The organism is Neorhizobium sp. IRS_2294, from assembly GCF_050500145.1.
In the GTDB taxonomy this organism is placed as follows: domain Bacteria; phylum Pseudomonadota; class Alphaproteobacteria; order Rhizobiales; family Rhizobiaceae; genus Neorhizobium; species Neorhizobium soli.
In genome coordinates, this window is the sequence record NZ_CP191439.1 from 1237265 (window position 1) to 1254218 (window position 16954).

18 protein-coding genes and 1 tRNA gene are annotated in these 16954 nt (G+C 60.3%); 8 read left to right on the forward strand and 11 right to left on the reverse strand.

Annotation, left to right across the window (positions count from 1 at the left end):
- The first annotated feature begins 40 nt into the window (after positions 1 to 40).
- The 6 genes from plsX to ACQY1K_RS05960 all read left to right on the forward strand — a co-directional run bounded on the left by plsX (position 41) and on the right by ACQY1K_RS05960 (position 4094).
- Positions 41 to 1087 (forward strand): phosphate acyltransferase PlsX, encoded by a 1047-nt coding sequence (gene plsX, locus ACQY1K_RS05935; RefSeq protein ID WP_062453272.1) that lies wholly within the window; start codon positions 41 to 43, stop codon positions 1085 to 1087.
- Between the two features lie 20 nt (positions 1088 to 1107).
- On the forward strand, positions 1108 to 2079 hold the full coding sequence (locus ACQY1K_RS05940) for a beta-ketoacyl-ACP synthase III (RefSeq protein WP_062453271.1): 972 nt from the start codon (positions 1108 to 1110) through the stop codon (positions 2077 to 2079).
- 139 nt (positions 2080 to 2218) lie between these two features.
- Positions 2219 to 2557: an integration host factor subunit alpha gene (locus ACQY1K_RS05945; protein WP_192076741.1), complete on the forward strand. Its 339-nt coding sequence runs from the start codon at positions 2219 to 2221 to the stop codon at positions 2555 to 2557.
- 172 nt (positions 2558 to 2729) lie between these two features.
- Positions 2730 to 3263, forward strand: coding sequence for a MerR family transcriptional regulator (locus ACQY1K_RS05950; protein ID WP_062453269.1), 534 nt, complete (start codon positions 2730 to 2732; stop codon positions 3261 to 3263).
- Between the two features lie 106 nt (positions 3264 to 3369).
- Complete coding sequence (locus tag ACQY1K_RS05955) at positions 3370 to 3834, forward strand: BA14K family protein (RefSeq protein WP_430258522.1); 465 nt, start codon at positions 3370 to 3372, stop codon at positions 3832 to 3834.
- Positions 3835 to 4017: 183 nt separating this feature from the next.
- Positions 4018 to 4094: transfer RNA gene (locus ACQY1K_RS05960), tRNA-Pro, on the forward strand.
- A 456-nt stretch (positions 4095 to 4550) separates the two neighbouring features.
- Here ACQY1K_RS05960 and ACQY1K_RS05965 read toward each other — a convergent pair.
- From ACQY1K_RS05965 to ACQY1K_RS06000, 8 genes are all read right to left on the reverse strand, one after another.
- A complete protein-coding gene (locus ACQY1K_RS05965) occupies positions 4551 to 4886 on the reverse strand; it encodes a hypothetical protein (protein WP_062579960.1) in 336 nt (111 codons plus the stop codon).
- Positions 4887 to 5024: 138 nt separating this feature from the next.
- Positions 5025 to 5210, reverse strand: a complete 186-nt coding sequence (locus ACQY1K_RS05970; RefSeq protein ID WP_062453266.1) for a hypothetical protein — start codon at positions 5208 to 5210, stop codon at positions 5025 to 5027.
- Between the two features lie 104 nt (positions 5211 to 5314).
- Complete coding sequence (locus ACQY1K_RS05975; protein WP_092661949.1) at positions 5315 to 5464, reverse strand: hypothetical protein; 150 nt, start codon at positions 5462 to 5464, stop codon at positions 5315 to 5317.
- Between the two features lie 76 nt (positions 5465 to 5540).
- Positions 5541 to 5834, reverse strand: a complete 294-nt coding sequence (locus ACQY1K_RS05980; RefSeq protein WP_209900547.1) for a DNA-binding protein — start codon at positions 5832 to 5834, stop codon at positions 5541 to 5543.
- A gap of 57 nt (positions 5835 to 5891) precedes the next feature.
- Entirely contained in the window at positions 5892 to 7145 is a 1254-nt protein-coding gene (locus ACQY1K_RS05985; protein ID WP_430258523.1) for an O-antigen ligase family protein, read from the reverse strand.
- Complete coding sequence (locus ACQY1K_RS05990) at positions 7142 to 8680, reverse strand: undecaprenyl-phosphate glucose phosphotransferase (protein ID WP_325261105.1); 1539 nt, start codon at positions 8678 to 8680, stop codon at positions 7142 to 7144. The genes ACQY1K_RS05985 and ACQY1K_RS05990 overlap by 4 nt, the downstream gene beginning before the upstream one ends.
- A 78-nt stretch (positions 8681 to 8758) precedes the next feature.
- The gene (locus ACQY1K_RS05995; RefSeq protein ID WP_430258932.1) at positions 8759 to 9919 is read right to left on the reverse strand and encodes a glycosyltransferase family 4 protein; all 1161 of its coding nucleotides are present in this window, start codon (positions 9917 to 9919) and stop codon (positions 8759 to 8761) included.
- 10 nt (positions 9920 to 9929) lie between these two features.
- Positions 9930 to 10451, reverse strand: coding sequence for a polysaccharide biosynthesis/export family protein (locus ACQY1K_RS06000; RefSeq protein ID WP_062454730.1), 522 nt, complete (start codon positions 10449 to 10451; stop codon positions 9930 to 9932).
- Positions 10452 to 10747: 296 nt separating this feature from the next.
- Between ACQY1K_RS06000 and ACQY1K_RS06005 the strand changes: the two genes are divergently transcribed.
- Positions 10748 to 13075: an exopolysaccharide transport family protein gene (locus ACQY1K_RS06005; protein WP_092661953.1), complete on the forward strand. Its 2328-nt coding sequence runs from the start codon at positions 10748 to 10750 to the stop codon at positions 13073 to 13075.
- A gap of 36 nt (positions 13076 to 13111) precedes the next feature.
- Here the strand turns inward: ACQY1K_RS06005 and ACQY1K_RS06010 are convergent, their stop codons facing one another.
- Both ACQY1K_RS06010 and ACQY1K_RS06015 read right to left on the reverse strand, forming a co-directional pair.
- The gene (locus ACQY1K_RS06010) at positions 13112 to 14338 is read right to left on the reverse strand and encodes a GNAT family N-acetyltransferase (protein ID WP_430258524.1); all 1227 of its coding nucleotides are present in this window, start codon (positions 14336 to 14338) and stop codon (positions 13112 to 13114) included.
- A gap of 124 nt (positions 14339 to 14462) precedes the next feature.
- Entirely contained in the window at positions 14463 to 14675 is a 213-nt protein-coding gene (locus ACQY1K_RS06015; RefSeq protein ID WP_113111053.1) for a DUF2842 domain-containing protein, read from the reverse strand.
- 159 nt (positions 14676 to 14834) lie between these two features.
- Here ACQY1K_RS06015 and ACQY1K_RS06020 point away from each other — a divergent pair, with 159 nt between their 5' ends.
- Positions 14835 to 15938: a COX15/CtaA family protein gene (locus tag ACQY1K_RS06020; protein ID WP_430258525.1), complete on the forward strand. Its 1104-nt coding sequence runs from the start codon at positions 14835 to 14837 to the stop codon at positions 15936 to 15938.
- Positions 15939 to 15973: 35 nt separating this feature from the next.
- Here ACQY1K_RS06020 and argC read toward each other — a convergent pair whose 3' ends face one another.
- A complete protein-coding gene (gene argC / locus ACQY1K_RS06025; RefSeq protein WP_430258526.1) occupies positions 15974 to 16906 on the reverse strand; it encodes an N-acetyl-gamma-glutamyl-phosphate reductase in 933 nt (310 codons plus the stop codon).
- Between the last annotated feature and the right edge of the window lie 48 nt (positions 16907 to 16954).

A 16954-nucleotide genomic window follows, 5' to 3' on the forward strand; every position in this document is an offset into this window, starting at 1 on the left:
GCAGGCGCGTGCGGCCGGTTAAAACAAGGATCAGGGACGCGTGATCAGAATTTCGATTGACGCCATGGGTGGCGACTTTGGCCCCGAGGTTGTCATGGCGGGCGCCGCGAAGGCGCTCGAACGCCATCCCGACGTCAGTTTTCTCCTCTACGGACTGAAAGCCGAATGCGAGCCGTGGCTTGCACGCTATCCGAAACTGCGTGAACGGTCAGTGTTCCACGCGTGCGAACTGGCCGTTGCCATGGACGAGAAGCCGAGTGCGGCGCTACGCCGTGGTCGCTATGTCTCGACCATGTGGCGTTCCATCGAAGCCGTGAAGCTTGGCGAAGCTGATGTCGTTGTGTCCGCCGGCAATACCGGTGCGCTGATGGCAATGTCGAAATTCTGTCTTCGCACGTTGGCGAGTATCGAACGCCCCGCAATTGCAGGCATCTGGCCGACGCTGAAGGGCGAAAGCATCGTTCTCGATATCGGCGCGACGATCGGCGCTGACAGCCAGCAGCTGCTCGATTTCGCGCTGATGGGTGGTGCCATGGCGCGGGCCCTGTTCGAAGTGGATTGCCCCACCGTCGGGCTTCTCAATGTGGGTGTCGAAGAGGTCAAGGGGCAGGAAGAGGTGAAGGAAGCCGGTCGGCTTATCCGCGAAGCCAACCTGCCGCATCTCTCCTATCACGGCTTCGTCGAGGGCGACGACATCGGCAGGGGCACTGTCGACGTTGTGGTGACCGAAGGCTTTACCGGCAATATCGCTCTGAAGACCGCTGAGGGAACTGCGCGCCAGATCGCCACGCTTTTGCGCGAATCCATGTCGCGCACGCTGCTTGCCCGGATCGGCTACCTTCTCGCCAAGCCAGCATTCGATCGCTTGCGCGAGAAGATGGACCCGAACAAGGTCAATGGCGGCGTCTTTCTCGGCCTCAACGGTATTGTGATCAAGAGCCACGGTAGCGCCAACGCCGAAGGCATCGCGGCCGCGATCGCAGTCGGCTATGACATGGCGCGAAATGACCTCAACGCCAAAATTTCGCAGGATTTGAAGATTTATCATGCCAGACGCCTGCCGCCGGCCGGCCCTGAAGCCGCATGACGTTAGGATGTGATTTGACTATGATTCGATCAGTTGTTCGCGGTTACGGGGCAGCGCTCCCGAAACGGGTCGTCACCAATCGCGAGCTGGAGACGATGGTCGACACGTCGGACGAGTGGATCGTCCAGCGCACCGGCATCACCCAGCGGTACATCGCCGGCGACGACGAAACGACGGCATCGCTCGGTGAGAAGGCGGCGCGGGCAGCGCTCGATAATGCTGGCCTGACACCTGACGACATCGATCTGGTCCTTCTGGCGACTTCGACGCCGAACAACACCTTTCCCGCGACCGCCGTCGAGATCCAGAACCGGCTCGGCATGAAGCATGGCTACGCTTTCGACATGCAGGCGGTCTGCAGCGGCTTCGTTTACGCGATGACGACGGCAGACCTCCACCTGCGTGGCGGGCTTGCGAAGCGCGCGCTGGTGATCGGCGCCGAAACCTTTTCCCGCATTCTGGACTGGAACGACCGCACAACCTGCGTGCTGTTCGGCGATGGCGCCGGCGCCGTTGTGCTGGAGGCTCAGGAAGGCGAGGGCACGATTGCCGACCGCGGTATCCTGACGGCGCATCTGCGCTCGGACGGATCCCACAAGGACAAGCTCTACGTCGATGGCGGCCCATCGACGACCGGCACGGTCGGGCACCTGAAGATGGAAGGCCGTGAGGTCTTCAAGCATGCGGTGGCTATGATCACCGACGTGATCGAGGACGCATTCGAGGCGACCGGCACGACTGCCGAGGATATCGACTGGCTGGTACCGCACCAGGCCAACCGTCGTATCATTGATGGATCTGCCAAGAAGCTCAACATTCCCACCGAGAAAGTCGTCGTCACCGTCGACATTCACGGCAACACGTCGGCGGCATCGATCCCGCTTGCGCTTTCAGTCGCCTGTGCCGACGGTCGCATCAAGAAGGGCGATCTTGTGATGCTGGAAGCCATGGGTGGCGGCTTCACCTGGGGGGCCGTCCTGATCCGCTGGTGATGCCGGCTGAAAACCTGAGCCATATTATGAAATAATCAATGCCGAACAGATGCTTGGCCCGGGGGCGCTTGACCGTGGGGCACAACCAAAATACTGTTTGCGGGCTTTGATAATATCACATTAAATCAGGCGGGGGACCATGGCCGGCAAGACAGTCACACGCGCGGATCTGGCGGAATCGGTTTTTCGCAAGGTTGGCCTCTCTCGCACGGAATCGGCGGAACTCGTCGAAACGGTAATCGACGAAATCTGCAACGCCATCGTTCGCGGCGAAATGGTCAAGCTTTCGTCGTTTGCGACATTTCAGGTGCGTGCCAAGAACGAGCGCATCGGTCGCAATCCGAAGACAGGCGAGGAAGTACCGATCTCACCCCGCCGGGTGATGACCTTCAAGGCATCCAATGTTTTGAAGCAACGCATCCTCAAGGCGCACACATTGCGCAAGGTCAAGCAGAGGCCGGCAAGCCCTGCGAGCTGACCCGCCCGTTTTGCACGCTGGCACCCCTGCCAAAACACCAATCTTGTGAACACACTTGAATCTTTCGGTGCAAGCCGTTGAGAAATGTGCGATTCGACGCATAATCCTCGTCCAGCCTTTCGTGCTGACCCCTTTCGCGCCGCACGGCCGTTCGATCCCTGGAGATTGACACTTGGACAAGAGCCCGGACGCATTCCGCACCATCAGCGAAGTCGCTGACGATCTCGACCTGCCGCAACACGTGCTGCGCTTCTGGGAAACGCGGTTTCCGCAAATCAAGCCGATGAAGCGGGGAGGCGGCCGTCGCTACTACCGCCCGGAGGACGTGGATCTGTTGAAGGGGATACGTCACCTTCTCTACGACCACGGATACACGATCAAGGGCGTTCAGAAGCTCCTGAAGACGAATGGCAACAAGTTCGTCTCAGCAATCGCATCGGGTGATATCGCCACAATGGAAGCCATCATGGCGGCCAACAGCGAGAAGAATGCCGAGCCGAAGATTTCCACCCAGGAAGAAGATCAGGTCGTCGGGCGCCCGAAGGTAAAGCCGAGCGGCCGGTTCTTCGGTTTCGGCGGGGCCGGGGAGGACCAGTTGGAAGTCTCGGTTGGAAAATCGAGTGTCGGGAAGGAAGACCGTGCCCTGCTACAGGAGGCACTGTTTGACCTTCTGGAATGCAAGCGCCTGCTGGACCAGGTTCGTTGATCCGATACCTGCTTACATGAACTCACTGTAAATTTACCGTTCACCTCTGGTTCAAACGCGAAGGTACAACATTTACCTACGAGGAAACACTAGAGGAGATGCAAACGTGAAAAAACTCGCAATCATTGTCGTCTCGGCCATGACGGCACTGACGAGCATGGTACCGGCACACGCCTTCCCTGTCGTCAACGCACCGAAGACCATCGAAGCGCCGCAGAGCGTTTATCAGGTCCAGCAGGTTCAGTGGCGGCATCGTGATCGTTGGGAAGGTCGTCGCTACTATCGTCACCATCGCGACTACCGCCGCGGCGACTATTATCGCGGTCGCCACTACCGTGGCCACAATTCGGGTGCGATCATCGGCGGTCTTGCTGCCGGCGCTCTGATTGGCGGTGCCATTGCATCCCAGCCGCGCTACGCCGAACCGCGTTACGTGCAGCCACGTCGTTACGTGAACGCCAATAGCGCGCACGTCAACTGGTGCGCCAACCGCTACCGGTCCTACAGGGCTTATGACAATACATTCCAGCCCTATAACGGCCCGCGCCAGCTGTGCTACTCGCCCTACTGATAGGGCAGTCGCCAAGGCGTCCTGACAGGCCGGCCCCAGACAATGGGGCCGGCTTTCTTATTGAAGCAAGACCTTCGATCCAGGATCCACTGAAAGCCGATTTTTTCCTTGCGTGGTGAAGATCATGTCAGTATGGAATGCATGCTTCACGCGACGCCGGTCCGCCGGCTCGAAGCGATGTGGCGGAATGTAGCGCAGCCCGGTAGCGCACTTGACTGGGGGTCAAGGGGTCGTCGGTTCGAATCCGGCCATTCCGACCATTCTTCCTTCGGCGGCAGGCTCCCCCAGAGCCGCTTTGACCTGAGCTCGCCATTGGTGAACTCGTCTTTCGTCACGCCATCCTGTTGCCACGTCACTCACCAGAACCTGTGAACGAATGATGGATCATCCCGAACCGCGTTCGACTTATCTGACTACAATTTGCATTTGGCTGGAACGTCAGTGTTCCCGACGCGTTGTCAGATAGGAAAACAAAGGAGAATGTGATGTTGAAGGGTGTTGTACTTTGGGCGATGGGCGTTCCGATCCTTGTAATCGTGCTGCTCTACGCATTCGTATTCTAAGTTCTGGATTTCTGGCGGTAACGGCCAGTGCATTTCGATCTAAAAGGGTCAGCTCCGAAACACGAGCTGACCCTTTTTCATTTTTGCCGCTGTTGTCGAGATATAGCTCGAGCAAAAAAAGGCCCCGCACTTGCGGGGCCTTTTCAGTCAGTCTTAGATTTCCGGGCAACCAGGGCGATTGGCGAAGGTGATCCGGTCGGGACCCCGACGGGTCATGCCCTGGACGGTGATGCTGCGGCGAGTGGCGCGGACGATCTCCGTCTGACGGAAGCCTTCGTCGCGAGCGGCGGCGCGTGCTTCGCCAGGGCTGCAGCCCATGCGGCGATCGCGTCTGTCGTAATCGCGATCCCTGTCGCGGATCACCGGGCGCACGCCGTCAGGTCCGATGCGCAGCTGTACGTCTTGGGCCGATGCCGGGGCAGTGGCCGCACCAAGGGTGCAGACGGACAGGGCCAAGGCCAGGCCTGCTTTTGCGAAAACATTGATCATTGTATCCTCCGTGTATGGAGCCGTGGCAGGGCCTGCGGCGCAAGATATTCACGGGGATGTAACTGATTTGTGAGTGGTAAAGTTCCGCCTGCGATCAATCAGCAAGTATAGGCGTAGCAGACGTGATAGTAGTTCGCGTTAGCGAAAACGCGCTGTCCGGCTCGCATTCATCAGAAGCTCCTGCTCGGAAGCAAACGACCCCAGGAGCTGCAGAAGACGGTTTTCCTCGTCCTTGTCGAGACGGTAACGGCGCGCAAAGTCAGTTACGCTCCACACCTTCTTCATTCCGGACTGCTGAAGATCGACGGGTGTAATATGCGACATTGTGCCCCCTCACAGATATTGGAGGATGGTATCCTCCAATATCTAGTGCATATAAAAACGACGTTAAATAGAGAAACTTCTTAAGCTCGGTTTTCCCGGAAAAACTACTTTTCCTCGACCTTGACGCCATCCTGGCCGATGCTGAATTCTACGCCCTTAGGCTTGGTTTCTTCGCGGTAGACATAGAACCCCAGACCGACGACCAGAACAACGAGAGCGCCGATGATGAAGTACAGATTATTGGAACGCGTCATGAATTTCCCCGACTATGCAATTCTGGCCGGGAAACGCCTATGAGCTCAATATGTTCCAGCGAGTTTCAGGTTTTTTTCAATCGTCGTTTGCGGCGTTGAGATCTTCGGGACGCATGCCCTCTTCCTGACCGTCTTGCCTCAGTCTCACACCCGGTCCCATTCCGGATCCGCCGTCGCCGGCTGCCAGGAATATAACGCCCCTTGTCTCGAAGAATGCCCTCAGTCTCTCACTGATGGTTGGGTCGGGCAGGGCGTCATGGGCCTCCGCGTTGTCGAATTCGACGGAGGACAGGCCCGAAGCGGCGCAAAGCGCGTCTTTCGAGATGCCGGTGAGTGCGCGCGCAGCGCGAATTTGTGATGCGGTCAACATACGAGAAATCTGGCGCAACGCGATCCAATGTCAAGGACTTGCGCTAGAGGCAACAACTCAGGCCTGTAACGGCGGCATCGCGGCAGTGGTGTTTCGCTGATAGCGGTTTTCCAGGGCGACGCACGCCCAGAGAATGCCGAGCGAGAGATAGAAATGCCGCCAGTGGTCCGTGTCGATGACGTTTCCGATCATCGCATGTCCCAGGATCAGGACCCATGCGATCATCAGAAAAGGCTGCCACGGCCGTTCGCGCAGCATATAGCGGAAACCCATCCACAGGCTGGACCAGATCATGATCTGATACGTCACCGCACCCACCCAGCCATAGGTCGTGAGCGTCTTCAGCCAAATATTGTGCTCGTCTTCGCCGAAGATTTTTCCAAGCGCCATCGGTCCCATGCCGAGCGGTCGCTCCATTGCCATCAGAAAGCCGATCTTATGCCGCTCGAAGCGACCAAGCCGCGCGCCGTCGTAATCCTGCACCAGTTTCGCACGGTTGGAAAACAGGTCGGCGATCTGCGGGATCTGCAAAGCGATCGCAAGGGCGAGCACGAGAGCCACGCCGGCACAAATCGAGATGACCAGGATCTTCAGGCGGAATGCCGTCGTGCGCTCCTTGAGGAGCATGAGGACGATCAGCGCGATGGCACCGAACAGCAGGAGGCCCCAGGCCGCGCGTGAAAACGACAGGAAGATGCCGATCGCCAGCACCAGCATGCCGAGGATGAGAAGGGGGGTACGGATGACCGGGCCGGTCAGCATGCGGTAAAGCAGATAAAGGAGCGGGCCGACCAGATAGGGGCCGAACACGTTGGGGTCCTGAAAGGCGCCCATGGCGCGGTTATAGCGGGTAAAGACATGGGCCCCGGGAAACGCGTCGAAATAGCCGAGGATGCCGAGAGCGGCCGTGATGATGGCGGCCGCCACCCAGGCATGAAAGATGATCTTCAGCCGCCGATGGTCGTTCTCTATGACCGCTGCAAAGAACACGGCGGTGAGCGCGAGAAAGATCGAGACCGCATAATACATACCGGCGCCGGACGAATCCTTCATTACGAAGATGGAAAACAGGCCGCTGATGTTGAAGATCAGCAGCATCGCCATGAGCATCGCGACCGTCCGGGAGATCCTGAGCCCGAACAGGAACCAGAGGCCGATCTGGGCCACCATCATCAGTTCGTAAGGGGCAGGCTCCGACATGACGAAGCCGGACAGAAAGACGCCAAAGGCCAGCACGCCGTTTGCCACGAGAGCGAACACGGCCAGATGGACGTTGAACGGCCGGGTCTCATGTGCGGCCAGCGTCGTCAATATGCATTGTCCGTGTTGAGAAGCCGGATCGGCGTCAGGAACAGGATCTTGAGATCGAACAGGATCGACCAGTTCTCGATATAGTCGAGATCGTGGGCGGTGCGGGCACGGATCTTTTCGTCGCTGTCCAACTCGCCGCGCAGTCCGTTGATCTGCGCCCAGCCAGTCACGCCGGGTTTCACGCGGTGGCGGGCGAAGTAGCCTTCGACGACGTCCACATATCTGCGTTCGCCAGTCTGGGCACTGACCGCATGCGGACGGGGACCAACGAGAGACAGCTCTCCTTTCAGCACGTTGAACAGCTGCGGTAGCTCATCGATCGAGGACTTGCGCAGAAACCGGCCGACGGGCGTGACCCGCGGATCGCCCTTGGTCACGGCCTTGATCGCGGTCTGGTCGCTCATGCTCGTGTACATCGAGCGGAATTTGAGAACGTTGATGATCTCATTGTTGAAGCCGTGGCGCTTTTGGCGAAACAGCATCGGCCCTTTCGAGCTGAGCTTCACGGCAATGCCGGCAGCCAGCATGACGGGCCAGAGGCAGGCGATCGCGAACACGGCAAAGACGATATCGAAGATGCGCTTTGCGACCGAATCCCAGTCGCGGATCGGCTTGTCGAAAATATCGAACATCGGAACGGTGCCGACGTGACTATAGGCCCGTGGGCGGAAGCGCAGGCGGTTCGCATGCGCCGCGAGCCGGATATCGACCGGCAGAACCCAGAGTTTGCGCAGAAGCTGCAGGATACGCTGCTCGGCGCTGGCAGGAAGCGCGATGATGAGCATGTCGATACGGGCAAGGCGCGAGAATTCCACAAGCTCGGCAAAGGTACCGAGCTTCGGGTAGCCGGCAACAACGGTCGGCGAGCGGTCGCTGTTGCGGTCGTCGAAGATGCCGCAGATGCGGATGTCGTTATCCGACTGGCGTTCCAAAGCGCGCACCAGTTGCTTGGCAGGTTCGCCGCCGCCGACGATTACGGCGCGGCGTTCCATCACGCCGTTGCGCGCCCAGTGGCGGATGCCAAGCGCGATCGCCTGCCGCTCGGCGGCAAGGACGACGCAGCTGACGGAGAACCAGACGATGAGACCGGTCACGGGCACCCAACCGCCCGCGGCAAAGCTGAGCGCGAGATTGGTCAGGACAAAACCGAAGGCCCATGTGATGAGGACCCGCTTCAAGGTCCTGTTGGCGGACCTCAGGGAGGGGATCTGATAGGTGTCGGCAATCTGCAGAAGCAGAAGCGTGATGGCAGAACCGAAGGTGATGATGACCAGGCGGGAAAGCGACATCTCGGTCGCGCCGTAGATCAGGTCGACGATGAGGCCGACAATCAGGATCGCGGCAAATTCGGTAAGCCGGATCAGTCCGACCAGCAGGGATGGCGAATAGCTGGTTTCGCGGAACTGCTGGGCGATCTGGCGTGCGAAGGGATTGAGGACCGCGCCCGCTTCCTTCTCCTCGCTCGCACGCATCTCGGAGACCTTGCGGCGAAGGCTTTCGACGTCGAATTCATCGGGCTTGTTCAGCGGGCTCATGCCAGGATCCTCGACTCAGCTGCCGCGAAGGCGCAGAAGTAGTCTCAGTCCAGTAGCAAAAAGAAGCTAAAGAAGCCTTTAGCTGTACCTGCGGTCCGGGATTTGGCCGAGTAAATCCTGGTACAAGTGAAGCATGTCGTCCGCCATAACGGGGGCGGAAAACACCGCCTTGAAATCGGACGGCTTCGGCATGACGCGGTCATGCCACTCCGGTGTCTGCAGTGCCTGCGTCATCACTTCGGAAAGACTTGTGGCGTCGCCGGGGACGGCAAGGGCCGCACTTTTCACACCCAGCACTTCGGGAATGCCGCCGACACGCGATGCGATGACAGGCTTCCCGGCGGCGAGCGCTTCCAGCACGATATAGGGCATCGCTTCCGCCCGCGACGGAACGACGACGAAATTTGTGAGGGCAAACGCCTTGCGGGCGGGCATGGCCGGCATCATCGTCAGCCGGCGGCCAAGGCCACGTTCGGAAATCATGGCTTCGTAGCGCTCACGGTCCGGACCGTCGCCGACCATCAGCGCCGAGAGCGGCCGACCGACCGCGCGTTCCGTTCGGGCAAAGGCGTCGATGAAGACATCCGGTCCCTTCAGGTCGCGCAGCATGCCGATATAGAGAAAGTCGACCGCGGAAATGACCGCCGGTACCGGCTCGAACTCGGCCTCGCCAATTCCGTTATAGATCACACGCGCGGTCTTGAGCGGTTTTCCGACCTTTTCCTCGTAGGTGCGGCGCTCATAATCGCAGACAAAGACCAGGGCATCGCCGAAGCGTTCCTGGAACCGTTCGAGCTGCAGCACGACCTTGCCCGAAAGACTGGACCGGTCGAAATGCAGACTGCCGCCGTGCGGCGAATAGAGGCGGGCCACGCAATACCTGTTAACCCGCAAGGCTGAGCCGATCAATCGCGCCAGAACGCCGCCCTTGGCGCCGTGTCCGTGCAATATGTCCGGCCGCAAGCTCTTGATATGCTTGTAGCTTCTGTAGAGTGCCGCAAGATCGGAAGGAGCGATCGAACGGCGCATCGGAATTCGTGTCAGGCCAAGCGAAAGCTGCGGCCGGATCGTGTCGAACAACCTGTCCTCATGCTCGCCACCGGTCGAGCTGTCGCAGAGGATGCCGACCTCGTGGCCGGCAGCCCGATGTTCTTCCACCAGGTCGCGCACATGGCGGAAGATCCCGCCGACGGGCGACCTGAAACAATGGAGGATGCGCAAGGGAGGGGCCTCAGCCAACATGATGATGTCAGAACAGCCGCTCGCGGACGTAGACCGTGTCGCCAGCGAGGACCTGTGAGGAAATCGTCGTACGGCCCGTGATGACCTCGCCGTTGATCTTGCGTGTGACGTCGACATCGCGCTGGTTTCCGCGGGAGGTAAAGCCTCCGGCGATTGCGATGGCGTTCTGTGCCGTCATGCCGGGCACATAGGAATACTGTCCGGGTCGTCCGACTTCGCCCATGACAAAAACCGGGCGGTAGCGATCCATTTCGATCGTCACGTCGGGATCGCGCAGATAGCCCTGCTTGAGCTTGGCGGCGATTGCACCCTCGAGCGTCGGCATGGTCTGGCCCCGGGCCGTGATCTGACCGATCAGCGGGAAGGCGATATAGCCGGCCTGATCGACGGTATAGGTGTTGGAAAGGCTCGGCTGTTCGAAGACGCTGACACGCAGCCGATCGCCGCTGTCCAGCCGGTAAGGCTGGATCGTCGCTTCCTGAAAGCTTTTGGGAGCCGGCTTGTAGGAGGCGCAGCCCGACAGCGTCATCGCAACGGCTGCCGCCGCAAGAGCCAGAACGGTTTTGGCGCGCTGGTTGCGCGTCGGATTTTTCTTGTCTTGGGCGAATAGCATGTTCGCGTCCCAGGCTCGGGGTGGTGGTTCGACGATTTCGAGCCTGTTATCGATCCATTAGGGTTAATGCCCGGTAAAGAGAGGCGAGACGACCCTCGGAAATAATGCCTGCAAGATCAGAGTCCGGTTTTTCTTCGAAGCCGCGGCTCATTAACTGTAGCGTTACCATGATAATTTACTGTCCGCCCAAATAGACCAGTTTGGAGCGGGCAATGTCTGGCGTAAACGGCGGCCATCAGGATGTGGATATCGACCTCAGGCAGGTCATCGCGGCCGTCTGGGAACGCAAGGCGAAGATCCTCGCCGTCACGATCGCGGCGGGCGCGCTGGCGCTGGTCGGCGCCTCGCTGATCAAACCCAGCTACAAGGCCGAAACCAGGCTGCTGATCGAATCGCGATCGCCGAACCTCTCCGGCGGGGAAGGGGCAGGCAGTTCCAACGATCCGGTTCTGGACACGCTTAACATCACCAGCCAGGCCCAGCTGCTGCAATCGACCGACCTCATCAAGCGGGTTGCGCGCGATCTGAAGCTTTCCGATCGCCCGGAATTCGACCCGGCTGGACAGTCGGCACTGCCGGACCTTCTGGTGATGGTCGGCCTGAAGCAGGATCCGATGGCGATCGATCCGGAAGACCGGGTCATCCAGAAGTTCCGCGAAAAGCTGTCGGTCTATCCGGTCGAGGGCTCGCGCGTCATCGCCGTCGAATTTGCATCGCATGATCCGAAGCTCGCGGCTGATGTGCCGAACCGGATGGCCGAAGCCTATCTTCAGATCCAGAGTGGCTCGAAGGTGGACACCCATGCCGAAACCGCCCGCTGGTTGGAGCCGGAAATCGCCAACCTGACGACCCGCGTCAACGATGCCGAAAAGAAGGTGGCGGACTACCGCTCCTCGAACGGCCTTTTCCAGACCAGCGAAGCCAACAGTTTTTCCAGCAAGCAGTTGAACGATATATCGACCGAACTTGCCCGCGTTCGCGCCGATCTCGCCAATGCCGAGGCCCGTTCGGAAAACGTCCGCGCTGGTTTGAGAGCCGGCCGCGCTTCGGACACGCTGGCGGACGTCGCGGGATCGGCGGTCATCCAGCGTCTGAAGGAAACCCAGACCAATTTGCAGGCGCAGATCAATGATCTTTCGACATCCCTGCTCGACAACCATCCGCGTCTTCGGGGACTTCGCGCGCAGCTCAGCGGTATCAATCAGCAGATCGAGCGTGAAACCCAGAAGATCCTGGCAAGCCTCGACAACGAGAGAGAGATTGCACGGCTCCGCGAGCGTCAGCTGACGCAGCAGATGAACGGCTTGAAGGCTGATTCGGCCAAGGCCGGTGAAGAGGAAGTCGGGCTGCGGGCCCTGGAACGCGAAGCGTCTGCCCAGCGCCAGCTGCTCGAAACCTATCTCGTGCGCTACCGCGAGGCGACGTCGCGCCGCGACGCCAATTCAAGCCCTGCGGATGCCCGCATCGTATCGAGCGCGGTCGAACCGTCGGAACCCTTCTTTCCGAAGGTCATCCCGATCGTCATCGTGGCGACGCTTGCGACACTGATCGTCAGCTGCCTGGTCGTCATCATCGCCGAACTGTTCAGCGGCCGAGCGCTCCGCCCTCTCAATCGCCGTCGCGAGGACGATTTCCTGCTGACACCACACGAGGTCGCAACGCCTCCAGTCGAACCGGCCCCGGCCGAGCCCGAACCGACCCCTGCCGGCGCTTTGGTTGCAACAACACCCGCCGCAGCTCCGGTTGCGGCAGAAACTGTTGCAGATCGGCCAAAGCGCGAACACAGACTGTTCGCGGCGGCAAAGGAAATGCTGGCTGCCTCCCGCAAGGATGCCGCTGCCGCGAAGGGCGCGGAAGTTGATCAGAAGCAGGAGGCTTCGATCGCTGCCGAGCCACCGGTCGAAGAAATTGCCGTGGCGCCGCCGGCGAACGACGGGGAGGAGGAATCCTTCACGATCGCGTCCGTTGCCCGCTACCTCCAGCGCCGTGCGGTGCCGATCGGCCTGGTCGTGTCGCCCGGTGGCGATGCAGGCTCGACGGCGACCGTGATGTTGGCCCGTGAAATTTCGGAGCGCGGTCGCACCGTCGCCCTGATCGACATGACCGGCTCGGCTTGCCCGACACGGCTGATGGCGCAGGACGTCAAGCTTGCCGGCATCACCGATCTGCTGTGCGGCGAGGTTGCGTTCGGGGAAGCCATCCATCCGGACCGTCTCTCGGATGCGCATATCATCCCGTTCGGTTCTGCCGATCCGGTTCGCGCCATGAGGGGCGCCGATCGGCTGCCGATGGTCGTCGATGCACTCGCAGACGCCTATGATCTAGTGCTGATCGAATGCGGCCCGGCGGAAGCGCCGATGCTGTCGCGACTGACCCGCAACGAAAAGGCGGAGGTCATTCTCTCCGTGCCTGAGTTCAAGGAAGAGGATGTCGCAAAGATCGTCCAGGACTTCCAAGGCGAGGGAATTCGCAACCTGCTGGTAATGTCTGACGCCAATGACCGCAGTTCGCCGCGCAAGGCTGGACGACAGGTGGCGTGAGCCACACCGCATGAACCACGATCTACAAGGCGGCTTTCAGGCCGCCTTGTTCGTTTTGGCGGCCCGCAGTTTCTGCAAAAGAGTGTAAAGGCGCGGGTTGTGCTTCACCGCAGCCTTCGCCCTCGTTGCCAGAACCATCAGCGGTTTGAGGACAGACCCCTTCGGTGTGATGGCGATGAGAATATCGTGCAGCACGGTTTCCTGGCTGCACCAGCTGCGCTTGTAGGGCTGGTCGCCCACGCCGAAATCGAACAGCGCCGCGCCTTCGCGGCAGCTTTTCTCGATCATCAGCCAGAACAGCAACTCGCCGGGGCTTGCCTCCGGGCAGATGCTGTCGTCGATGGAGCTGAACTGGCAGATCACATGGTCGCCCTTGCGCGACACGCCGGCAATCGCCACGACATGGCCCTCGTGCTCACCCCGCATACGGATCGCGTGAAGGGTGAGCGACGTGTCTGTCCCATCACTCGGCGCGTCCATCAGGCGATGGAAAAACTCTCGGATCTCGGACGCGTGGAAGACATCGGGCAGGCCGAACATTTTCAGCCGCGCCGCCTTCTGGCGAAAGAACGTATCGAGCAGCGCGTGCTTTTCGTCCGCGTCTAGCGCGATCACATGGTCATAGCCGCCGGCCGCTTCGATCTTGCGGCTCTGTGAGCGGAATTTCTTGCGCCGCGTCTTGGCGTTGAGCTGCGCCAGCGTCGTCTCGAAATTCGGAAAAAGCGGCAGCTGAAACGAATGGTTCTGGTTCTCGGTCGTCGCAAGCGCACTCAGCGGATGCCGACTGCCGCGCCAGGAGAGCGGCACGCAATCGAGCACCACGAGATCGGCGTAAGGAGAAAGCGTCGTGCGCAGCATGTGCAGGAACGGTTTCAGCTCGGCAGCGGAAGCCACCTCGAGTGCCGGATCGAACAGGCCGGTATTGAGATTGTTGTAATGGTTGCCGGGGAGGCGGGCGACGCGGATGCCTTTTTCAAGCACGATATCGAGCGGCAGGATAAACACGGCGCGACCGTCGATACGACCGACGACGACCGCAAGCGCGCGACCGTGGGAGTTCGCCCAGGCTTCGCACCAGTCGAAACCCTGATGCAGCGAATTGAGCTTGATCGCCTGCAGACGGTGCCAGTCGGACTTCAGATCCGCCATGTCCGTCGTGACTGCCATTTCGATCTGCGCGAAACGCAACGCGACAGTCGCACGGGAAGGCGATCCCGATGTCCCTGCCGGCGCAAGCTCTTCAATCAGTCTCGAGGTTTGCATGACGCGCTCCGCTGTCTTTCGAGCGGGGAGAATAGGCAGCGTGCACCAACAATCTGTTTATTGCTGTGTCGCCCACCGCCAATACTATCACGGCTGGTTAATGCGGGGTGAACCCAGGCGAAACCTAGGCTTTCGGCCTTGCGCCCGCCATCCACTTGATGATCAGCATGGCGGGCAGGATCCACAAAAGCCCCGACAGCAGGAAGTAGAGGAAATGCACCCACCACGGCGATGTCGCGAGCAACAGCGTCGCGACCGTGGTTGCGGCCAGCGCGTAGACGATGACGAGCACGATGATCATGATCGTGCCGATGAAACTTCTCAGGCGTGGGACCAACACGTTTCTCCTCCCGCGACGCGATGCCGCAAAGCATCGGGGCTTGTTTTGCACGTGTCCTTGGGGCAAATCAACGCCAGGAGCGGAAAGATTACCGCCCGCATGGTGCTCTCAAGCGCTTGCAAGGCTAATCTTTCTTCGAGCGACAGGAGTTTCCGCATGTCGGCGACTGATAGCGTCATCATCGATGTCATCCATCCCGCAGCAAGACGCCGCGTGCGCGACCGCAAATCGGTCCGCATCTGGCTCGGCTTCGTCGTCTTCGTGCTGTTCTGCCTCGTCCTTGTGGGCGGCGCGACCCGGCTGACCGATTCGGGTCTGTCGATCACTGAATGGAAACCGATCCACGGCGTCATTCCGCCTCTCAATGCGGCAGAATGGCAGGAAGAGTTCGAGCTCTATCAGCGCATCCCGCAATACCAGCTGGTCAATGCCGGCATGACGGTGGACGAGTTCAAGACGATCTTCTGGTGGGAATGGGCGCACCGTTTCCTGGCGCGCTCGATCGGTCTCGTCTTCGCCGTGCCGCTGATCTTCTTTTGGGTGACCGGTCGCATCGAGAAACGCCTGCGCTGGCCGCTGGTCGGCACGCTCGCACTTGGCGGATTTCAGGGTTTTGTCGGCTGGTGGATGGTGTCGTCGGGCCTCACCAAGCTCGTCAGCGTGTCGCAATACCGGCTCGCCACACATCTGGTCATCGCCTGTCTTATCTTTTCCGCCTGCGTCTGGATCATGCGCGGCCTCACGCCCCAGAAGCAGGGGGCGGCCCCGACGCGTCACTCCTATATCGCGGCTGGAGGCCTCGCGTTTTTGGCGCTGTTCCAGATCTATCTCGGCGCACTCGTCGCGGGCTTGGACGCCGGCCTCAGCTACAATACCTGGCCGATGATGGATGGCGCCTTCGTTCCGGCCGACCTCTTCCTGCGCGATCCCTGGTGGATCAATCTGTTCGAGAACCCGAAGACGGTGCAGTTCGTCCACCGCTGCGGCGCCTATGTGCTTCTGGCCGCAACACTGATCCACATGATCGTGTCACTGTCCAAAGCACCGGGTTCGGTCCATACGGGCCGCGCCGTCATCCTGTTCCTGCTGGTCTGTCTGCAGGCCGTGATCGGCATCCTGACGCTGGTCTATCAGGTGCCGCTCGATCTGGCGCTTGCGCATCAGGGCGGCGCCCTTGTTGTCCTCGGCTATGCCATCACCCACTGGCGCGGCTACATCGGCGAGTACCCGCTTGAAGACAGAAAAGCCGCGGTGAACTGAGTTCACCGCGGCTCTGATTTCAAATTCTGAATGCTTTAGGCCGACAGCATCAGGTCCATGTTCTGGACGGCGGCACCGGAGGCACCCTTGCCGAGATTGTCGAGCAGCGCCACGAGATTGACATGCGGGCTGCCAGCCGCGCCGAACACGAACAGCTTCATCCTGTCGGTGTTGACCAGTTCCTCGGCATCGACGCGGGCGAGCTTGGCGCTTTCCTCTAGCGGCACGACGGTGACGATATCCTGACCCGCATAGTGGGCGACGAGGGCGCTATGAATGCTCTCGATTGTGGCACCATCCTTGAGGTCTTCGAGGAACAACGGCACCTGTACGATCATGCCCTGCGCGAAGCGTCCGACGGATGGCGAAAACAGCGGCGCGCGATCGAGCAGGCCGTGTTCCTTCATCTCGGGCACGTGCTTGTGCTTCAGCGTCAGGCCGTAGAGAAAGTTGTTGGCGGAGATCGCGTCCTCGCGTGACGCATCTTCCATCTGGCCGATCAGCTGCTTGCCGCCGCCGGTATAGCCGGACACTGCATTGACCGAGACCGGGTAGCCGTCGGGCAGAAGACCGGCAGCGCGCAGCGGACGCAGCAGCGCGATAGCACCGGTCGGATAGCAGCCGGGATTGGCGACGTTGCGGGCAGCCTTGATCTTGTCGGCCTGCGCCTTGTCCAGCTCGGCAAAACCATAGGCCCAGTTCGGATCGACGCGGTAGGCAGTGGAGGTGTCGATCACCCGCACGTTGTTGTTGCCGGCAAGCATCGTCACGGCTTCTTTCGAAGCCTCGTCCGGCAGGCACAGGATCGCGATATCGGCGCTGTTGAGCAGGTCCTCGCGCATCGCCGCGTTGCGCCGTTCGGCTTCCGGGATCGACAGGAGCTCGACGTCGCGGCGGTCGGCCATACGGGTGCGGATCTGCAGCCCTGTCGTGCCGTGTTCGCCGTCGATGAAGATCTTTGCCGTCATGGTCATTATCCCTGAAATGTCAGTGCCTTGGGGTGAGAGCCGGAATCA

Coding starts and splice junctions, on each gene's coding strand:
- ACQY1K_RS05975 (WP_092661949.1), bottom strand. CDS start 5,464: ATGACGCGTTCCAATAATCTGTACTTCATCATCGGCGCTCTCGTTGTT.
- argC (WP_430258526.1), bottom strand. CDS start 16,906: ATGACGGCAAAGATCTTCATCGACGGCGAACACGGCACGACAGGGCTG.
- ACQY1K_RS06000 (WP_062454730.1), bottom strand. CDS start 10,451: ATGACGCTGTCGGGCTGCGCCTCCTACAAGCCGGCTCCCAAAAGCTTT.
- ACQY1K_RS05965 (WP_062579960.1), bottom strand. CDS start 4,886: ATGATCAATGTTTTCGCAAAAGCAGGCCTGGCCTTGGCCCTGTCCGTC.
- ACQY1K_RS05970 (WP_062453266.1), bottom strand. CDS start 5,210: ATGTCGCATATTACACCCGTCGATCTTCAGCAGTCCGGAATGAAGAAG.
- ACQY1K_RS05940 (WP_062453271.1), top strand. CDS start 1,108: ATGATTCGATCAGTTGTTCGCGGTTACGGGGCAGCGCTCCCGAAACGG.
- ACQY1K_RS06010 (WP_430258524.1), bottom strand. CDS start 14,338: ATGCAAACCTCGAGACTGATTGAAGAGCTTGCGCCGGCAGGGACATCG.
- ACQY1K_RS05990 (WP_325261105.1), bottom strand. CDS start 8,680: ATGAGCCCGCTGAACAAGCCCGATGAATTCGACGTCGAAAGCCTTCGC.
- ACQY1K_RS06005 (WP_092661953.1), top strand. CDS start 10,748: ATGTCTGGCGTAAACGGCGGCCATCAGGATGTGGATATCGACCTCAGG.
- ACQY1K_RS06020 (WP_430258525.1), top strand. CDS start 14,835: ATGTCGGCGACTGATAGCGTCATCATCGATGTCATCCATCCCGCAGCA.
- ACQY1K_RS05945 (WP_192076741.1), top strand. CDS start 2,219: ATGGCCGGCAAGACAGTCACACGCGCGGATCTGGCGGAATCGGTTTTT.
- ACQY1K_RS05980 (WP_209900547.1), bottom strand. CDS start 5,834: ATGTTGACCGCATCACAAATTCGCGCTGCGCGCGCACTCACCGGCATC.